The following is a 17,765-nucleotide window of genomic DNA, read 5'->3' on the forward strand; positions in this document are numbered from 1 at the left end:
TTTGTTTTATGATTCAACATAAATTTTTTACGATTTTTATATAAACTGGCACCTAAGTTTTACGCAAAATTGGCACTTTTAAAAACACCAATCCTTTGCTATGGTTATCAATAATTGAAGAAATTGATTTAAAGGGAAGGATGCTATCATTGAAAGTAATTTGTACAAGTTATGACTACGATCTCTGATTATGCACTAGTACTCAATAAAGGTATCTTGGTAATTTTTTAATTTTATTTTTCTAAATATTCAGTCATCATATATTAAGGGCAACCATGCACTACTATTCCCTGATGCCTATAAAGTAAAGATAAGAAAGGATTATGAATATGCAAAAAACAACAAGTTATTCAAACGCACGTACTTTTAATTTAATTTTAACATCCATGTTAATTGCACTTGTTTTCGTTGCAACGCTCTTATTAAATATCAAACTACCTATCACGGCAAATGGAGGTTTAGTGCATCTTGGAACAGCTATGCTCTTTATTGTATCCATCTTATTTGGACCTAAAAAGGGCGCCATAGCGGGTGCCATTGGGATGGGTTTATTTGACTTAGTCTCTGGTTGGACATTGTGGGCACCATTCACCATTTTAACTCGCGGATTACAAGGTTATATAGTTGGGAAAATTGCATGGTCGAATGGCCGTAATGGACGTAGTATGGGTTTCAATCTATTAGCTACTATCATTTCAGTTCCTTTTATGCTAGCTGGTTATTACATTTGCGAAGGAGTTATATTTAGTAGTTGGATTGTACCAGCTGCCTCTATTCCTGGAAACATTGTTCAAAATGTGGTAGGGATATGTGCTGCCATTCCAGTTTGTGCTGTACTGAAAAAACTTCCATTTTTTAAATAATTATAAAAAGTTACAGAACAATATAAATGGATTCTTAAAAACATTATTTTCAATTTCATAAAAAGGGGGAGAATGCTATATATCAACAATTCTCCTTCTTTTATTTTTCATTAAACTTCAAATTGCAAATTGAAATGAACTCAATTACTGATGACCCCATCAAGAGTAACCTATCTAACGGCGAGTTTTAAAAAAAAAGAACCTTTGATTAATCCAAAGATTGATCAAAGGTTTTATGTTTTACTTTCATTCAGTATCTTTATTTCTACATCCAAAAATTAATTATTATCCTGCAAGTCCTCGCTTAGACCAAGTGCCTGCGCTGTTGAATTATGAATTTCTTGGAAAAGCTCTGGGTTATTCGCTAATGATACGCCATAAGAAGGAATCATTTCTTTTATTTTTGGTTCCCACTCTTTAATATGTTGCGGGAAGCATTTATTTAATACCTCAAGCATGACGTGAACAGCAGTAGAAGCACCCGGAGAAGCTCCTAGTAAAGCAGCAATTGAACCATCAGCTGCACTTACAACTTCTGTACCAAATTGAAGTGTTCCTTTACCACCTGCTTCAGTATCTTTAATAACTTGTACACGTTGACCAGCGACTACAATATCCCAATCCTCGCTCTTAGCGTTCGGTATAAACTCACGTAACTCTTCCATACGCTGTTCTTTCGATAACATTAGTTGTTGGATCAGATATTTTGTCAATCCCATCTCTTTAACTCCTGCAGCCAATAATGTTGTAATATTATGCGGTTTTACAGAAGCTATTAAGTCCATATTTGAACCTGTTTTTAAGAACTTAGGTGAGAAGCCGGCAAACGGTCCAAATAGCAATGATTTTTTGTTATCAATATATCGTGTGTCAAGATGCGGAACAGACATTGGTGGAGCACCAACTTTAGCTTTTCCGTATACTTTTGCATGATGTTGCTCAGCAACTTCTTGGTTTTTACATACCAAGAATAAACCGCTGATTGGGAATCCACCAATGTGCTTACCTTCAGGGATACCTGTTTTTTGCAGTAACTCCAGGCTTCCTCCGCCAGCTCCGAGGAATACGAATTTCGCCTTATGGTATTCCATTTTACAGCCATCGATATCGTGCACTTTTAATTCCCATGAGCCATCTTTAGTACGCTTAATGCTTTCAACACTATGTTTATAATTGATATCGACATTTTGAGTCTTTAAGTTATCGAATATCATACGCGTTAAAGCACCAAAGTTGACATCAGTTCCAATGTCCATTTTTGTTGCCGCAATTGCTTCATTCACTGGACGGTCTTGCATAATAAGTGGAATCCATTTTTTCAATGTTTCCGGATCATCAGAAAATTCCATACCTTGGAACAATGGATTTTTTGTCATTGTTTCATGACGTTTCTTTAAAAATTCTACATTTTTTTCGCCTTGTACCATACTCATATGAGGTAATGGCATGATAAAGTCTTGTGGATTACTAATTAGATTGTTTTTTACAAGATAAGACCAAAATTGTCTTGAAAGTTGGAATTGTTCATTAACGTTTATAGCTTTGCTAATATCAATAGAGCCATCCGATTTTTCGGAAGTGTAGTTAAGTTCGCACAGTGCAGCGTGCCCTGTTCCCGCATTATTCCATTCGTTAGAGCTTTCCTCTCCCGCGTCTGCGAGCTTCTCAAATACTTTGATTTCCCATTCTGGTGCTAATTCTTTCAGTAACGATCCCAAAGTCGCACTCATGACTCCGGCACCAATTAAGATAACGTCTGTTTTATTCTGACTGTTGCTCATATTAACCTTCCTTATCTCCTAAAATTTTCAAAAAAGATGTAGGCGCTCATGCTTAGGCGTCATAGCAAGACAAGGCGCAACCTAGGAAGACACCTTATCTATATTAATCATTATTCTATCCTAGTCTATCAAAGTTATGAAATAATTAAAACATGTACTACTATTTGATAGTTATATGCTATTTAAAAGCCAGTAAAAAGTCCTTAACTCAGCATCTTGCAAAAATTAAATTTTTGCAATGCCTTTACCCATTATCAATTCAGTTAAACAAACGGAAGCCTACCAGATCCATTTGCCGGATAGTCGTTCGGTGGATGCGGTATATTACGGTGAATTTGATCTAGTAAAAATAATTATAACAAAAGAGAAAACGTGGGAAGAGCTTTTGCAAAGTACGACCTAGAGGCTTTTTCATAAGTAATGATAACAGATACATAACTTTTTTAAGATGTAATATAATAGGTTCAATGTATTATTTTAGATTTATTTAATAACTAAAACTGTGGGAATATCAGAGCTCTCGAATATGACTTTTTTCTGAATATCTATAAAAGAAAGGGGAACATTCTTCGTATCTAAATATACTAGTACAGCGCAATTAAGTTGAGTTATGGTCAGATTTCTCATAGGTGAATTAGCAATTGTTTCTGTGAGATAAACAAAGCTCACATTCTTAAGTACACCATCTAATTCAATAGACATTGGATGTGTGGAAAAAACACCCGCATAAATAGCATATCAATTCACCTCGACTTTCAGAGATGTTGAAGAAAAATAATAATGTATCTACTTCGCAAATTCTTCTTAACCTTCACTCCAGAAAAATAACCCTCGTAAGTATTGTTAACCTACGGGGTTATTGTCTTATAATGCTACTCTTTTACAATCTCATCGGCTTCGACCAATTGCTGTCTTATCAACTCTAACTGATCTTTATTTTGTCCCACTGTATCCATATGCTCATGACGTTGTTCTGCATTTAAGAGTGCATTTTCTGCATGGGATATTGAATTGAAAGCATGCTCAACCGCTATCTCCTCTGGGTGTGACATCGCTTGCTTAACTGCACGATCCGCCTTTTGAACAGAGTTGCTTAACAAAGTACTTGGATGATCCTTTTTCCAACTTGTATCCGAGTGCTTAGCCATTGTTCCACATTCCTTTCCAAACATATTGTGATCCAATGCTTAGTATTGTAATATGTTCAGAAAATATGCACTGAGTAAATCTAATGAATACCGATGTAATTTAAATTGAGGTCTTGGCATAGCTTTACTGCAGGTGAGTAATACTAACTTCAACCGTTGATACATCGTCAGAATAAATATTTAATTGAAATACAAAATAATTACTTTAGAAAAAACTTGTTAAACAAATTAGAACCTCATTTACTTATGATACAGTTCTCCGTTATAAATCAATACGAGGTTTTCTTAATTCTTTCATCATAGTTCTTCTACATTTTATTCATCCAGCCCTAGTACTTTATAAATTTTTTTAATTCTTTTTAATTGAGGTGCTGTAAGTTCATTCTCTCTTCGCTTTAACACAGTTAAAAATGCTTCTTTATTATCATTATTAGAAGCTATAAGAGTACTCTCAGCGTGTTGAGGGAGTTCTTTAAATCTGCAAGTTTCTAAATGATGAAGCAGAAAAGGAAAAATTCGTTCATTGTTTTCCTTGCTTGCGGATGCTAACTTTGCTAAAGTTAATACCCCTTTATCAACAGTAATAACGGAGCCAGTTTTCATCGTTGAAAAAATCGTTTCAAGATGCTCCATCATAATCGTAGATGACACTGTTGCAATGGTAGATAATACTGTCATTGCACCCCAAACTAAACGGTTATTTCTACTTTTCAGTAAATTTATAAAGGTTAAAGCGAATTCACTTATAAGCTCTGATTTAACTTCTCCAATTTCATATGCTACTTTAATACAATCTTGTTGAATTCCTTTATCCTTATTAGATAAGTTTTGTATTACTTCTTTTATACCTTCAAGATTATGATCCTTAACTAATTCTTGTGCTAGTTCAATATTTGGTTCTTCATCACGACGTTGTAACTTCGAAGCCAGCTTAGGCACTATCGTCATATTATCCCTCTTTTATGTTGATATCATTCTATTCACATACTATGATATTAATCAGACAATATTATGTATTAAGTTTTACAGTAAACATTGGGACAAAGATTTACATAAAAAAGCAGCAATAAACGATTTTCATTTAAGAAAATCGTTTATTCTAATCTTTTTATCATATTACATAAATTAATTTTATAGATTATTATAAAAAACGCCATTTATAAACCCTCATTTACTTATGATACGGTTCACCGTTGCACCTTTAATGGAGGTTATTTTCAAAATGTTAATTTTCTAATTCTAATGTTAGGTACATATAGTCACCTTTTGACGTAATTTCTCCATTTCTAACCTTTAAATCTTGTTTAAAAAGTGGCCCACTTATAACTGTAGTATGGAACTCTCCTGCTTCACCACAAGGGTCGATACCCCTTTCTTCTAACTCTTTCATATATTCTAAAGTAAGTACACGTCCAAGATCTTCTTCTTTCATTCCTTTTTTCAAATTAACTGTCACTACCTTTGTTACAAATCCTAAATGTATAAACTCCTCTACTACATCTTTATGGCTTTTTTGCCAAAGTGGCATACCAAGTTCAAGCCCTACACTGCTTGTAACTCTTTCATGCCAACAATCTTGTTCTGGTACATCAATATCACCTGTTACAAGCACCTCTGCTCCTAATTCTTTCGCGTCTTTTAGCAGCTTTACAAATACTCCTTCATAACCTTCCCATGTCGCAGCCCCTGTGTAAAGCGGAAGTCTTATAGATTCTGCTTGTGCTTTAAGCACTGATGGAATAAGACTATGTGATCTTGACCTTTCTCCAGTTTCCTCCATCATTACAATAATTCCTATGGCTGTTCCTTCTTGCATAGTTTTATATAATGCTAAAGTACTGTCTTTCCCTCCACTATATGATGCTATAAACTTTTTATTTTTTGCACCATCAATCCATTTTTTCATTTTTCTATCGCTACTACACAAGATATATACAAAAAATAACTTTGAATACCTATTTATCAATATTTTATGAATTATTTTTACTCTGACTATTTATTGTTAGAGATTTTATCTAGTAGCTTCTCCCTTCTTTTTTATATTTATTAAGTCCAAAATTATAACATCGCATACATTTATACATCTATCCTCGAAAATAATTTTATTAACTATTATTAACTGTATCATTAAAAACTCCATATTAAAAAGCAGGGAAACCATTCGTAATTTCCCCACTTTATTGATGTTATTTCAACTGTTATTTTTAATTTTGAATTTTTAAAGAAGACCCGTCGGAATTTTTTATATTGTACGTCCCTACATTAAATTGTCGCTGCTGAGGAAGCGGCTGCATGGTCAGCCTTCACACAATCAATTGCGACAACGAACGCAATAATGATGGCCTCCATCTCCTCATTCAATATTTGAACCTTATAGCTATCTCCCCAAGTGAACCACTCCTTGTTCACTTTACCGATGACTACACCATGCTGTAGGACCTGAAAATCCATATCCCACCAGTTACCATGTATCTCAATGTCTGCTGCATCAATCGTATAGCGTGCTTTAAAGAAAGAAAACTCCTTCTTAATCGTTAACACCTCTCGACCATTTACCTCAACAAAAAACTTCGGTAAAAAGCTGAACACCTTTTTCGTAATAAGCGCGACTTCATCTCTTTTTGTGTTCATAATGGAGAAAGTCTTTGGAATTTGCATAAAACTACCCTCTACGTAATAAACATCCTTCTCCTGCTGATCCTTTACCGTAAATTTGCCACTTAGACTGAATACCTTTTGCTTTATATAAAGTTGCTTCATTCTACACCTCCTTCGAAATAGCATATCAATATAGCGCAGATTTCATCATAGCTGTTAATAATTATAGAAATAGGTTTTTAATATTTAGACTTATAAATTTATTTATTCAGCGCATTATATGTAAATACCTTCTTAACAAAAAAGATATGCAAGTAAAGTAGTTTGCATATCTTGCTAATCTATTCAACTCTACGGTTCTTCGTAACAACACTAAAGCAGAGTTTCACTTTTTCATATACAAGTAAATTTTACAAAAAAAGTAGTTCCTTCAGATCCTGTTTGAATTTCAATTTTTGCGTTATGACGTGCAGCAATGGCATAGCATATGCCCAGTCCTAAGCCAGTGCCATTATCTTTGGTCGTGTAAAATGGAGTACCCATTTTCTCTACTATCGCAGGACTGATACCTTCTCCTTGATCCCGTACTGCAAGAACTACACAATTTCCATCTCCTTTGTAGGTACTGATGGATAAAACCTTACCTGTGCTCATTGCTTCTAAGCCATTACGGTATAGATTTATTATCAATTGTCGTATTTCGTTACGATTTAAAAGTAAATCTGGAATGTCTTTCAGATTAAATTGAATAATTTTGTTTTGATTAAATGTATCTATCTTTATTAAAGGAGTAATATCTCGAATAATAGAATTTAAATCTAACATCTGTAAATCGGATGTCTTTGTATTACCTATAGAAAGAAATTCAGTAATTATAGAATTGGCACGGTCAAGTTCTTCGATCATTACATTAAAGTAATCATTATGTTTTTCGAATTCGCTCTCTTTTATTAATAGCTGCAAAAATCCTCGTACTGTTGTCATGGGATTTCTAATCTCATGGCTAATACCTGCTGCCATCTGACCTATTAAGTCTAGGTTTGATAATCTATTCAGTTCCTTGTCATATTTCTTTTTTTCGGTTATGTTTTTTAAAAGGCAGCAGATTCCCTCATCATACGGGTAAGCAACTACTTCGTACCAATAATCACCATAGGCTGAGGTCATTTCGAAATGTACTGCTATTCGCTCTGACATCGCACGATGAAATTCCTTATACATGACCGTGTCTACACATTTCGGGAAAATTCCCCATATATTCTGGCCTAATACATCTTTTGCCGTTTTCCTTTGCGGCAAATATTGATGTTTATTCATGTAAAGAAATTCCCACTCTTTGTTCAATGCAAAGAATCCATCCGTTATACTTTCAATAACACTTGTAACCTTTTCATTAGCAGTAGCTAATTCCCTTGTTCGCTCTTCCACCATATTTTCAAGTTGGTCCATATATAACAAGTTTGAAAACGTAGGGGCTGTGGCATCGACTATCGATTTTGCTAATTGAATTTGAGATTCATGGTAATTACAAGTTTCCCCTCCTAAATTGACAACTGTTATAACCCCTAATACTTCCCCCATTGAAACCAGTGGAATCATAAGTAGACTCATACTATCTATATTTGGAGTGAGAATTATACTTTTTGTTTTAATAACCTGTTGAATCATAGCTTCGTAGCTTTGGTTCATTCTTATGCTTTTAAGATTCTCCATCCAATTCGCTTCTGTCCAATCACAGTCTTTATTTAACTTCATGAACGTGATTGTGTTTTTCCCCAACGGATCCAGGATGTGGGCTGCACTTTTTTTGCTATCTAAAATCTTTCCTAAGTAGTAAAAACATTTATCAAGACTTTTCTGCACGGAGGAACACATCGATAAATCACGTGTAACATCGAGTAACAACTGCTTTTCTGCAATAAGGTTTTCCTTTTGCTTTAAATTATTTGCGTTTTGAATTGCAACTGCAGCCATATTCACATATGCTTCAACACTTTGAATTTCAGACTCTGTTAAATTCATCGGCGTTCCATAATCAAATAAAAAAACTAAACCAAATATCTCTTGTTCATATGAGATAGGCAGTGCTAATAAGGATTTAATTTTGAAGGCTTCTACCGATCTCGGGTCCGGCCGATTATCCTTTGAGGTATCAGAGATATAGATGGTTTTTTTAGTTTCAATAACTTCTTTGGCCAGTAAGTCTGTTTCAATATCAATTACCTGTGTATCGAGTGTTATGCCATTCATATCTTCTGGCTTTCCTACAAATCCTCTAAATGTGCCATCTTTTTCGGGTAAATAAATACCAACCGAGTTACATTGCACGATTTCCTCGGATATTGCCTGCGTTACACGCTGTAAAACTTCACGTAGTTCTAACTTTGTATTAATTACTTTGGTTATATTCGCGAGCCTAGAATATCTCGTCTGTTCACTTAACATTCACATGTTCTCCAATCAAAGCCTACTAAAATTAAAAGTATAATTTCTAGGTAACAGTCTAGTTCTAGATCATTTTACTATTTTTAATTTTATATCTGTATCCTATTATACATGGAAAACCTATATTACTTATGATACGGTTCACCGTGGTAGCGCTAGCCTGTTTAGATCCGATGATAGGAACGACCATAAGGACTTCTAATAACTTCAATTCGCTTTTGTTAGGTCCTTATATTTTTCCATTGCCAGTCACCTTCAATGGTTCTATCCACTTAACAGACCATTCATATGATACCAATGAATAAGAACTGATTGTTGATTCTGTTTGCATGAGCTACATTTTCCGCACGATTTTTGTTGTCATTTGTTCTCTTTCAGAGGTAATATTTAACATTCGCACCAATACACGTTCACTCTTCAAAAATCTCATCTGTCGATAATGATTTCATATATAAATATACATCATGAAAATATGCTTGATAAATTTCCTCAAAGTCCCTATCTTTTGCCCCCTCACTTATAACTATTGAACTTGTATTCCATTACAAAAATTTTTATTCCATAAAAAATAAACACATTCATTTTATCTGAACATGCCTATCGAATTTTCGTTAACTTATACTAAATACTATGTTCTTCTAACTGATTTAGAAATGAAAGTAACATTTGATTCATAAATCCACTCCATTCCCATTTTATGCTTATACTCAGTTTGGAGAAAAAGGACTGTCCAACAAATTCTTAAATGGAAACAGGTATACTTTTTAGTGAATCACTATTTTTAGTTGGTGATGGATTGTAGTGGAAGACGGCGGCTCCAGCGGGAATAGCATGAGCTGAAGGCCCCGCAGGAGCGAAGCGATGAGGAGACTGAAGCCATGCCCGCGGAACGCGTCCGTCTGAAACGGAAATCAATACATGAATAAAGGAGATCATCTCTCAGTCACTAAATGACTTAAGAGAAATCCCCTTCTAAAACCGCACTTACTTATGATACGGTTCACCCTTCATAATCCTAAAACTTCTATATATCTGTTCTACCAACACTAATTTCATCAACTGATGAGGTAATGTCATTTTACCGAATGATTGCTTTTCGTTTGCGCGCTTCAGAACATCGTCATGTAATCCAAGCGAGCCACCGATGACGAAAGTAATTTTACTTTTACCATATGTCATAAGTGATTCGATGTCTTTGGACATTTCTTCGGATGTTTTCATTTTACCGTTGATAGCAAGAGCGATGACGTGAGTGTCAGGTGAAATTTTAGCTAAAATGCGTTCGCCTTCTTTTTTCTTAACAATTTCCATTTCAGCTTCGCTTAATTGTTCGGGTGCTTTTTCGTCTGGGACTTCAATAAGATCGATTTTTGCATAGGCGCCAAGGCGCTTGACATACTCCTCAATCCCCATCTTTAAGTATTTTTCTTTTAATTTCCCAACGGTAATAATCGCTATATTCACAAGTTATCCACCTTCACATTTAATTTACAAACACGTTATCCACAGAAGTTATACACATATCCACAAGCTACATCAATATCTTGTGTGCGTTCATTCGTTCGCCACAACATATGTTGCTGCCTCTTCACAATAAGTACAACTTGTGGATAACTTTTCTTCCTCTGTCGCCATTTCAAATAACGGAACCTCTTTTTGTTCTGCCACGAACATGTCTAAAGCGTGTCCTATATGCGTTTCACAGCTGTATATTTTCAAAATATTTCATCCTTTCAATTTTCAAAATTTCCGCAAACTTATACACAATTCGGTCAATGTTATCCACAGTCTATTGTAGCAAAGGAAAAGCGAGTAGGAAAGTCGTGTCTTCACGTTTCCTACTCGCCTGTTGATACGTTAGTAATTAATTTCCATTATCCACAAGATTAACTTGTTGGACTATTCGTTAAAGTTAGTTCCTTCTCAATTATTTCCCCACCTCTGTATGCTTTAACTTTTAATTTATCGCCGACCTTTTTTTCATTGTATAAATGTTTTCGAAGATCAATTGAATTGTCTACTTTTTGGCCATCAATTTCAACAATGACATCATATTGTTCTAAACCTGCTTTTTCGGCTGATGAATTTTTAACGACGCTACTAATAACAATACCTTCAGTTATTTCAGCAGGTAATTTTAATGTACGAGTTTGATGGAATGCAGGTACATTTGTTAGATCGATTAATGATACGCCCATTGATGGTCTTTCTACTTTACCTGATTTTTGTAATTCATTGATAACAGGAATTGCTGAGTTAATAGGAATTGCAAATCCTAAACCTTCAACAGTGGATTCCGAAATTTTCATTGAGTTTATGCCTATCACTTCACCTGCAAGGTTTACAAGTGCACCACCACTGTTACCTGGGTTAATAGCTGCATCTGTTTGTAATACCTCTGCTTGCCAATCTGGCTCACCATCAGAGTTTAAATCCACTGGTACTGTACGATCCTTACCCGAAACAACCCCTGTTGTAACAGAACCTGAAAAATCAAGACCTAATGGGTTACCAATTGCAATAACTGTCTCTCCTTGTTTTAAAACCTCAGAGTTACCAAATGTAGCAACTGTGTTAACCTTCTTACTTGAAATTGAAATGACTGCTAAATCTGTCCAAACGTCACTACCGATTAGTTTTGCTTCTGCTTTAGAACCATCTGCTAATGTTACTTCTAATTGTTTTGCGCCTTCAACAACATGATTATTTGTTACAATATACGCTGTGTCACCATCTTTTTTATAGATGACTCCTGAACCACTTCCGGCTTCTTGGGTAGTTGGTTCAGCTTGGCTCCAAAAATCTTGTGCAGATTCTTGGATATTTGTAATACCGACAACCGCTCCTGCAACTTTTTCAACTGCTCCTGTAACATCTGTTGTTACCTCAGTTGTCACTTGCTTCGTTGTGTTATTGCTTGTACCTATGGCTCCCGAACTTCCTGAACCATTTGGTAAACGATCTACCATCGATGGCATCAGCAGCCAAACAAGTAAAGCACCAATAATAACACCAATTAGACCACTAAAAAAATAGCCTGCTCTGCTACTTCGTTTTTTAGAACGACTTCTATCTTCTCCGTTAATGTTATCGTAATATCCCATACGTATCATCCCTCCGTTGTTTACCTGATAGTTATACTATATCTTTCGAAGATTAAAATCAGATGAAAATGGATTAAAAATCAGTTCAAAATTTTTTACTTTATTTTTCATCTTCGTAGCATATATTTCCCTATAAGTGCATAAAAAAACCTCCCTTTTTAAGAGAGGTTAAAATCACTATACTGTTACAACTTTAGTAGGTTCGTCTGCATCGGTATCTAATAACGTAACAAATTCGCCTGGCATAATTCCACATGATTGCAACGTTTGAGATACACTCATACGAGCCAAATCTTTCATATTATTATCTTTACTCAAATGGGAAAGATAAATACGTGTTGGTTTTTGTTCTACAACTTCGCTCATAGCAACAGCAGCATCTTCATTTGATACATGTCCAACATCACTTAGTATACGGCGCTTTGTAGACCAAGGATAACTCCCCATTTGTAGCATACTTACATCATGATTACTTTCAAAAACAAAGGAATCAGCACCCTGGATAATCCCTTTCATTCGATCACTGACATAACCTGTATCCGTAATAACTACAAGTTTACGACCATTTTCATGGAAGGTATAAAACATAGGATCCGCAGCATCATGAGAAACAGCAAATGATTCGACATCTAATGAGCCGAATGATTGTACTGTTTCCATATCAAATTGGAAGCGCTGTTCTAGTGGAATATTGCCAACTTTGTCATCCATTGCAGCCCATGTTTTAGCGTTGGCGTAAACTGGAACATGATATTTACGTGCTAAAACGCCCACGCCTCTTATATGATCAATATGTTCATGCGTTACAAAAATACCGCTTAGTTTTTTTATATCGCGATCAACTTTTGCAAAAAGCTGCTCCATTTTCTTGCCAGTTAGACCTGCATCTACAATAAATGCATGGTCCTCATTTTCTACATAAATAGCATTACCTGTACTACCACTTGCTAATACACTGAACTGCATAGTAAAGACTCCTTATTCACTTTCTACTTCTTTATTGCTATTTAATTCTTTATCATTTTCTATTGCTTGAATATCGATAACTTGACCATCTACCGCATTAACAAAATAATCTGCTTCGTCACCATCCGCAAAATCAACACGGATATGCCATGTTGGCGCAAGAACTTGAGTTTCTATTAAAGGAGCAAATGTATAATAGCCAAGCTGTGGTTTATTAATATTCGAATCTTGCTTTAACAGACCTTTTTCATATAGTACTTTAATTGCTTCACTAGCAGTGAAACCCTTACTTTTCTCACCAAATGCATCTAGTGATTCAAACATCGTTTGTTCATAACCTGTCACTGCTAAGTCTTTATTCCAATGCAATGTTATCCTCGCATTTTCATTAAAATAGATTACGCGATTGTCAATTTGTTGGAAAAAGGTTGCCTCTCTTTTTTCTTCATCTATACGCCAAAGTTTATACGTTTCTCCCTCATACACATACTTTTGCATGAATTCTGCAAAACTCGTGGCATCTTTAATGTTTCTGAGTAATATTGGTTTTTCAAATTTTACAGTCCGCATAGAACCATTAGTCATGTCATAATGCTGATTATCAAATTTCTTGGAGTCAGCAGGTTTAAAGTGCTTGATTTGACCAGATATATACGAAATTTTTTCATTTTTAGCAGGTAGGCCTTTAACCGTAATATTCTCATCCTCTAAGCGCTCTTCTAACGATGCTTCGCCAACTTTTTCAACATCTTGGTCCTCATTGTATCGATTGACATAAAGTGAATAAAGAAAAACGTTTAGTAATGAAAATACAATGATGAAGATTGTTTTCGTTTTACTCCAATCCAATTTGGCCACCTCCCGCAATAACAGGCGATAAATGTTCCCACTTACCATTGATACTATAGAACCACATTGGCTCCAGTGTGAATAAATTTGGATTAGCATTTTTCGTTAAATAAAAACCTGACCGAATTTCCTCAATATCTTCATAGTTAATATCTTTTCTATCCTTTAGTTTCTCTATTGCCTCTGGTCCAGATATTAACTTACCATCATTCCTTACTAAAGGAATAGGAACCGGCTGGTAGTATGGACGATAATACTTCGAGATGCGGTCGTTACCCCAATCCCAATAAGTCGAAATTTCCGTTAAAGTAACTGATCGGTCACTAAAGACTGGCTGATCTTCTAAATACATTTGATAAGTAACCTTCTGATTCCCGTAATCTACTTCACTATACCGGAAGTCGCCAGTCCAACCACCATGTTCATTAATAAAACTAAATGTATTCAAAATAAGATCTGACTCTAACGCCTTTTCTTTGTTTTCTACTATGGATGTATTAACGAAATTGAGCGTTTTCTTTGTAACATCAATAGTCATTAGTGATTTGTCATCTGTGTACTTTTCTGTGCCAGTTGCTTCATCTGGACTACGTTTCACTATATTAGGATTAGAGAAAAGCGCATTTTTATAGTTATAAACAGGATCTGATTCAATTATATACGTGTATTTAGGAATGCTAATAGCTTTTGCCGGCAAATAGAAACTCTTTGCTCCCTCACGTTCAATTTCAAGATAATTTGCGAAGCTTTTTGCCACTTGTACTACATTAGTCTGGAAGTGTTTTTCACTTTGAACTTTTACTTTAGCTTTATACAATTTATTGTTTTTTGAATTAGCAAAAAAAACAATAAGCTCATTATTAGACATGCTACTATTGTTTAACTTATTCCAATCAATAATCATGCGATTGAATGATGCTTCCGTTAATTTTTTATTCTGTGTGGGTAATAGGTTTTGGAAGAATACAGGGAAAGGTATTTCATCTGTATAAAACAAAGTCATACGATTATTCATACCTATTAATTCATTGAGCTTTTTATCATCTAAATTATTACTTACAAGTGTCAAATCAGAAAGTTCCCAGTTTTTCATTTCACTTAAAATAGGATCCATTTTAGTATTTTCATTTGTGCCTTTCCATTTTTCACTCATATGAAAAAGCATACGATAGGGCTTAATGATATCTGACATTTGACGCTGTTTTCCAATTGAAATATCAAAGACTTTCGTAGTTCCAATTGTTTCATAGTTTGGTTTGTAAGTCCAAATAGAAAATGTAAGTGTAATACTCAAAAAGACAAGGACGAATAGAGCGATAGACTTTGTTTGCTCAACATACTTCAATCCCATTCACCTGCCTCATCTAATTCGTACGGCAATGTGAAGAAGATCGTTGTACCATTCCCCTCTTCACTTTCTGCCCAAATTTTACCACCATGAGCATGAATCATCTCTCTAGAAATTGCTAAGCCGAGGCCAGTGCCCCCCATAGAACGGGCTCTAGCACGGTCTACACGATAAAAACGATCAAAGATACGCTCAACATTTTCTTTCGGTATTCCCATACCATCATCGGAAATCATGACTTTTAAAATTCCTTCTTGTGCTGTTACTCCAAAGCGAATATTACCACCATCTGGCGAATATTTTAATGCATTCGAAATAATATTATCAATGACTTGTGTAATTTTATCAGTATCTAATTCTACATAGCATGGTATATCAGAGATGTGTCGTTGGAATTCTACGTTTTTTGATTTAGACATTTCAAAGCGATCAATAATTCGATCAAAAAATTTATTGAAATCTACGATATCTGCATTTAACTCATATTCTCTACTATCCATACGAGATAATTGTAATAGATCATTTACAAGACGAATCATTCGCTCTGTTTCTGTTTGGGTAACATTTAGAAAAGTAGGCGCGATATTTTCATCTCGCCATGCACCATCCGCTAATGCTTCTAAGTAACTACGCATTGTTGTTAATGGCGTACGAAGTTCATGCGAAACGTTAGATACGAATTCACGGCGCTCCATTTCTATCTTCTCTTGTTCAGTTATATCATGCAGAACTGTAATCAGACCATTTACAAAACCAGTTTCTTTTTGAATAACAGAGAAATTCGCCCGCCAAATATAAGGTCGTTCTGGTGAACTAAAATCTAGATTCACAGCATCTTTCATATGGATTAGATCTTCAAAAGTATATTCTTCTTCTAACCCTAAAACGGAAATAAGTGGGCGTCCCATTAATTCATCGTTTTCACTATTTAAAAGCTGTTGAGCAGGTGTATTGATTAGTATAATACGGCCCTTTCGATCAGTCGCAATTACACCATCTGTCATATTAGCTAGAACGGATGCTAGCTTTCTTCGTTCACCCTCTGTTGTGGATTGCGCTTCCTGAAGCCTATTTGTTAAATGATTAAAGGCTATTGCAAGTTGGCCAATTTCATCATTGCCATAAACGCGTACTTTGCGCGAATAATTTCCTTTAGCCATTGCTTGGGCTTGCTTTCTCATATCTGATATTGGTTTTGTAATTGTTTTTGCGATGAAAATACCAAGTATAACTGTAATGGCTAAGGCAAGTGCTGTACCTCCAGCCAAAATGCGATTAATCTCATTCATCTGTCCAAAAACACTTTCAATATTCGATTTTAAATAAACGGTTCCAATGACCTTACCATTGGAAGTAATAGGCGTCGCTACTAACCATACACGTGTTTTAGTTTGATCATCTAATGCGATTTTTTCTGAACGAGTTGGAGTAGCTATTGATTGGCGCACTAATTTATCCGTCGCACGCTGTCCAACGATGGACTGATTACTCGCATCAGATGTAGCTAAAATCCGATAGCTAGCATTGATAACTTGAATTTCACTTATATCTCCAGAAGATATTCCGCCTAATACCGTTTTCAAGCTTTGCTCCAAGCTAGGATCAGTTTCTGGTCTTTCTTTTAAAAGTTCCTCTTTAACACTAAATGTCACTAGCTTTAAACGGTCGTCAACAGATGTTTTAAAGTTATCTTTTAATGTTTGTTCCAATTCCCGTACGAAGTAGAATCCTATAATTTGCATAGCTATTAAAATTAATAACACGTAAATAAGTACTAGCTTTACGTGAACGGATTTAAAAAAACGGACTTTCTGCATGTATTTTACTCCTGTTCAGGATTTCTTAAGTAATATCCTACGCCACGGCGCGTCACGATCCATGCTGGATGACTTGGATTGTCTTCAATCTTCTCACGTAAGCGGCGGATTGTTACATCCACTGTACGGACATCCCCAAAATAGTCATAGCCCCATACCGTTTGTAATAAATGCTCACGCGTCATAACTTGACCAATATGTTTTGCTAGATAATGTAGTAATTCAAATTCACGATGTGTAAGTTCAATTGCTTCATCGCGTTTTAATACTAGATACGCTTCTGGTTGAATGACAAGCGAGCCAACTACGATATCACTTGAAGTTTCTTCTTGCTCTTCTGTTGCTATAGTTGATTGATGTCGACGCATATTCGCTTTTACACGGGCGATTAATTCGCGTGTACTAAATGGTTTAGTCACATAATCGTCTGCTCCTAATTCTAAACCTAATACTTTATCAATTTCGGAGTCTTTTGCTGTTAACATAATAATAGGTATATCATATTTCTTTCGTACTTCACGGCATACTTCTATGCCATCTCTTTTTGGTAACATGATATCCAGAAGCATTAAATCTGGTTTTATTTCTTCCACTTTCTCAAGTGCTTCATCACCATCATAGGCACAAACAACTTTGTAGCCCTCTTTTATTAAATTAAATTGTAGTATATCTGCAATCGGTTTTTCATCATCTACAACTAAAATTGTCTTGTCCACATTTATACTTCCCTTCATATATGAATTGGATTTATATTGTCAATTAACGTTAGTTTTCGTATATTCCACATCTTTAACTCTATCATGCTTTAGCCTTCAGTGCATCTTTTGGAATTCAAGGTATATTAAT

The 17,765-nt window shown here is 35.2% G+C and carries 15 protein-coding genes; 1 reads left to right on the plus strand and 14 read right to left on the minus strand.

Going from position 1 to position 17,765, the window contains the following annotated elements; translation table 11 throughout:
* Positions 1-329 precede the first annotated feature (329 nt).
* The gene (locus MKY02_RS21715) at positions 330-863 is read left to right on the plus strand and encodes an ECF transporter S component (RefSeq protein ID WP_179078271.1); all 534 of its coding nucleotides are present in this window, start codon (positions 330-332) and stop codon (positions 861-863) included.
* Between the two features lie 278 nt (positions 864-1,141).
* Here MKY02_RS21715 and MKY02_RS21720 read toward each other — a convergent pair whose 3' ends face one another.
* The 14 genes from MKY02_RS21720 to yycF form a co-directional block, all read right to left on the minus strand.
* Complete coding sequence (locus MKY02_RS21720; protein ID WP_038178848.1) at positions 1,142-2,644, minus strand: malate:quinone oxidoreductase; 1,503 nt, start codon at positions 2,642-2,644, stop codon at positions 1,142-1,144.
* Between the two features lie 872 nt (positions 2,645-3,516).
* Entirely contained in the window at positions 3,517-3,792 is a 276-nt protein-coding gene (locus tag MKY02_RS21725; RefSeq protein WP_038178842.1) for a hypothetical protein, read from the minus strand.
* A gap of 315 nt (positions 3,793-4,107) precedes the next feature.
* Positions 4,108-4,740, minus strand: a complete 633-nt coding sequence (locus tag MKY02_RS21730; RefSeq protein ID WP_051448539.1) for a hypothetical protein — start codon at positions 4,738-4,740, stop codon at positions 4,108-4,110.
* A gap of 277 nt (positions 4,741-5,017) precedes the next feature.
* A complete protein-coding gene (locus MKY02_RS21735) occupies positions 5,018-5,698 on the minus strand; it encodes a Dph6-related ATP pyrophosphatase (protein ID WP_038178839.1) in 681 nt (226 codons plus the stop codon).
* Positions 5,699-6,054: 356 nt separating this feature from the next.
* Positions 6,055-6,552 carry an LURP-one-related/scramblase family protein gene (locus tag MKY02_RS21740; protein WP_038178837.1) on the minus strand — a complete coding sequence of 166 codons (498 nt, stop codon included), beginning with the start codon at positions 6,550-6,552 and terminating at the stop codon, positions 6,055-6,057.
* 231 nt (positions 6,553-6,783) lie between these two features.
* Positions 6,784-8,835 (minus strand): GAF domain-containing sensor histidine kinase, encoded by a 2,052-nt coding sequence (locus tag MKY02_RS21745; RefSeq protein WP_038178835.1) that lies wholly within the window; start codon positions 8,833-8,835, stop codon positions 6,784-6,786.
* A 984-nt stretch (positions 8,836-9,819) separates the two neighbouring features.
* Entirely contained in the window at positions 9,820-10,299 is a 480-nt protein-coding gene (gene rlmH / locus MKY02_RS21750) for a 23S rRNA (pseudouridine(1915)-N(3))-methyltransferase RlmH (RefSeq protein ID WP_038178833.1), read from the minus strand.
* 90 nt (positions 10,300-10,389) lie between these two features.
* On the minus strand, positions 10,390-10,554 hold the full coding sequence (locus tag MKY02_RS21755; RefSeq protein WP_038178832.1) for a CxxH/CxxC protein: 165 nt from the start codon (positions 10,552-10,554) through the stop codon (positions 10,390-10,392).
* A 167-nt stretch (positions 10,555-10,721) separates the two neighbouring features.
* Positions 10,722-11,939, minus strand: coding sequence for a S1C family serine protease (locus tag MKY02_RS21760; protein ID WP_038178830.1), 1,218 nt, complete (start codon positions 11,937-11,939; stop codon positions 10,722-10,724).
* 177 nt (positions 11,940-12,116) lie between these two features.
* Entirely contained in the window at positions 12,117-12,905 is a 789-nt protein-coding gene (locus MKY02_RS21765; RefSeq protein WP_038178828.1) for an MBL fold metallo-hydrolase, read from the minus strand.
* Between the two features lie 12 nt (positions 12,906-12,917).
* Entirely contained in the window at positions 12,918-13,754 is an 837-nt protein-coding gene (locus MKY02_RS21770; RefSeq protein WP_038178819.1) for a two-component system regulatory protein YycI, read from the minus strand.
* On the minus strand, positions 13,741-15,105 hold the full coding sequence (locus MKY02_RS21775) for a YycH family regulatory protein (RefSeq protein WP_038178817.1): 1,365 nt from the start codon (positions 15,103-15,105) through the stop codon (positions 13,741-13,743). The genes MKY02_RS21770 and MKY02_RS21775 overlap by 14 nt, the downstream gene beginning before the upstream one ends.
* A complete protein-coding gene (gene walK / locus MKY02_RS21780) occupies positions 15,096-16,919 on the minus strand; it encodes a cell wall metabolism sensor histidine kinase WalK (protein ID WP_038178815.1) in 1,824 nt (607 codons plus the stop codon). The genes MKY02_RS21775 and walK overlap by 10 nt, the downstream gene beginning before the upstream one ends.
* 5 nt (positions 16,920-16,924) lie before the next feature.
* Positions 16,925-17,635 (minus strand): response regulator YycF, encoded by a 711-nt coding sequence (gene yycF, locus MKY02_RS21785; RefSeq protein WP_038178813.1) that lies wholly within the window; start codon positions 17,633-17,635, stop codon positions 16,925-16,927.
* Positions 17,636-17,765 lie beyond the last annotated feature (130 nt).

Origin of the sequence: Viridibacillus sp. FSL R5-0888 (genome assembly GCF_038009105.1) — a bacterium.
GTDB lineage: Bacteria > Bacillota > Bacilli > Bacillales_A > Planococcaceae > Viridibacillus > Viridibacillus arenosi.

What these genes read in the sequence shown, in the direction of transcription:
- MKY02_RS21715 (WP_179078271.1), top strand. Translation starts at nt 330, where the DNA reads ATGCAAAAAACAACAAGTTATTCAAACGCACGTACTTTTAATTTAATT.
- MKY02_RS21720 (WP_038178848.1), bottom strand. Translation starts at nt 2,644, where the DNA reads ATGAGCAACAGTCAGAATAAAACAGACGTTATCTTAATTGGTGCCGGA.
- MKY02_RS21725 (WP_038178842.1), bottom strand. Translation starts at nt 3,792, where the DNA reads ATGGCTAAGCACTCGGATACAAGTTGGAAAAAGGATCATCCAAGTACT.
- MKY02_RS21730 (WP_051448539.1), bottom strand. Translation starts at nt 4,740, where the DNA reads ATGACGATAGTGCCTAAGCTGGCTTCGAAGTTACAACGTCGTGATGAA.
- MKY02_RS21735 (WP_038178839.1), bottom strand. Translation starts at nt 5,698, where the DNA reads ATGAAAAAATGGATTGATGGTGCAAAAAATAAAAAGTTTATAGCATCA.
- MKY02_RS21740 (WP_038178837.1), bottom strand. Translation starts at nt 6,552, where the DNA reads ATGAAGCAACTTTATATAAAGCAAAAGGTATTCAGTCTAAGTGGCAAA.
- MKY02_RS21745 (WP_038178835.1), bottom strand. Translation starts at nt 8,835, where the DNA reads ATGTTAAGTGAACAGACGAGATATTCTAGGCTCGCGAATATAACCAAA.
- MKY02_RS21760 (WP_038178830.1), bottom strand. Translation starts at nt 11,939, where the DNA reads ATGGGATATTACGATAACATTAACGGAGAAGATAGAAGTCGTTCTAAA.
- MKY02_RS21765 (WP_038178828.1), bottom strand. Translation starts at nt 12,905, where the DNA reads ATGCAGTTCAGTGTATTAGCAAGTGGTAGTACAGGTAATGCTATTTAT.
- MKY02_RS21775 (WP_038178817.1), bottom strand. Translation starts at nt 15,105, where the DNA reads ATGGGATTGAAGTATGTTGAGCAAACAAAGTCTATCGCTCTATTCGTC.
- walK (WP_038178815.1), bottom strand. Translation starts at nt 16,919, where the DNA reads ATGCAGAAAGTCCGTTTTTTTAAATCCGTTCACGTAAAGCTAGTACTT.